At 56.6% G+C, this 1,551-nt stretch carries 1 protein-coding gene; it reads left to right on the top strand.

Annotated features, from left to right (window positions below):
• Positions 1–154: 154 nt before the first annotated feature.
• Positions 155–1,551 (top strand): aminotransferase-like domain-containing protein (locus ACR0E6_RS21060; RefSeq protein WP_480586967.1); only part of this gene is annotated, 1,397 nt, incomplete at its 3' end.

Below are 1,551 nucleotides of genomic sequence, written 5' to 3'. Positions count from 1 at the left end.
GCCGAGGGCTGGCGTTCAGCAGTGTAAGGGCGGGAGTGTGCATTGTGCGTGTCATCTCAGTATTCCTTTCAAATTGTATTGACACAAAGTAGCAATGTTCGGTACATGTATTTGATACATTCGCAATTGTGTCAAATGCAAAGGAAGAATTGTAATGGATACAATTTGGCCGGAGACGCTGCCAAAATCCAAAGGGCCTAAGTATACCTTAGTGGCTGATACAATACGAAAAGCAATTGAAAGTAAGACGTTAGATATCGGGACCAAACTGCCCCCAGTGCGCGAACTCGCGTATCGCCTCCAGATCACTCCGGGAACCGTCGCGCGGGCCTATACGATTCTGACCGAAGAGGGCTTGCTACAAGCTGAGGTTGGACGTGGTACATTTGTCGCCCCTCCGAAATCTCCGATTCTGGACGATGTCTGGTCAAGGCAGCTTCATCTGGCCGAAGCTCAGAATGCCAATCACGTGAGTCTGTTCAGCCCGAGGCTTGCGGATATGGGGCAGGTGTCTTTGATCCGCGAGTGTCTACAGAAAGTTGCGCAGTCTGATCCGGCTTTGTTCATGAACTATCCGACACGCGATGCGTATAAACCCATGCGTCAGGCGGTGGTTGATTGGTTGTCGGACCTGCCGCTCGGCAAGTTGTGCGACGACGACATTGTACTGACACACGGCGGTCAGAACGGCCTGTGCCTTGTTTTCCAGACCATTCTGCAGGGTCCCAAACCGATCGTTATGGTCGAAGACCTCTCCTATGCCGGGTTCCGCCGCGCAGCTGAATTGATGCGGGCCGATGTGGTTGGCATCCGAATGGACAAATGGGGAATCGACCCAGGAGCGATGGAGCATGTCTTGCGCCAGACGCCGGCGCAGGCGGTCTGTGTTTCGCCTGAGGTTCAGAACCCGACCGGACTGCACACCCCTTTGGAGCGGCGCAAGGAACTCGTGGAAATTGCACGGAAATACGATGTGCAAATTGTCGAGGACGACTGCTACCGGATGGGAGACGCGAAGGAACCAAGTTTCCGCGCGTTGGCCCCTGAGCGGGGATGGCACGTGTCTTCGATCTCGAAAGTGCTGACACCGTCCTTGCGCGTCGGCTTCGCTATTGCGCCCAGAGACCGGAGCGTGGATCTGCGCCGTTCAGCTGAATACGGATATTTTGGCCTTGCACAGCCGCTGGCTGAACTGACCCGGTTGTTGCTCTCTGACCCTCGCACGCGTCAAATCGCGCGGGATGTACGCTCGCGGATGGGAGAGTATGTGCGGGTGACAGTGAATGCCTTGGGCGGGTTCGATCTGAACTGGGCGCCTGATGTGCCGTTTGTTTGGCTGCATTTGCCGTCGGGTTGGCGGGCTGCTGCGTTCAGCCGCGCGGCAGAGCGAGAAGGAATTCAACTGCGATCCGCGGATGAGTTCGCGCTACGGGACGGGCGCGCCCCGAACGCTGTGCGCATTGCGATGAACGGGCATGTCTCGCTGCAGAGGTTCGAGGACGCGATGCTCCGCCTTCGGGCTTTGCTGGACAATCCGCCTGAGCAAATCAG

Source organism: Ruegeria sp. AP12, from assembly GCF_056540025.1.
Note: the sequence above shows the minus strand (reverse complement) of the source record. Positions and strands in the feature narration are given on the sequence as shown.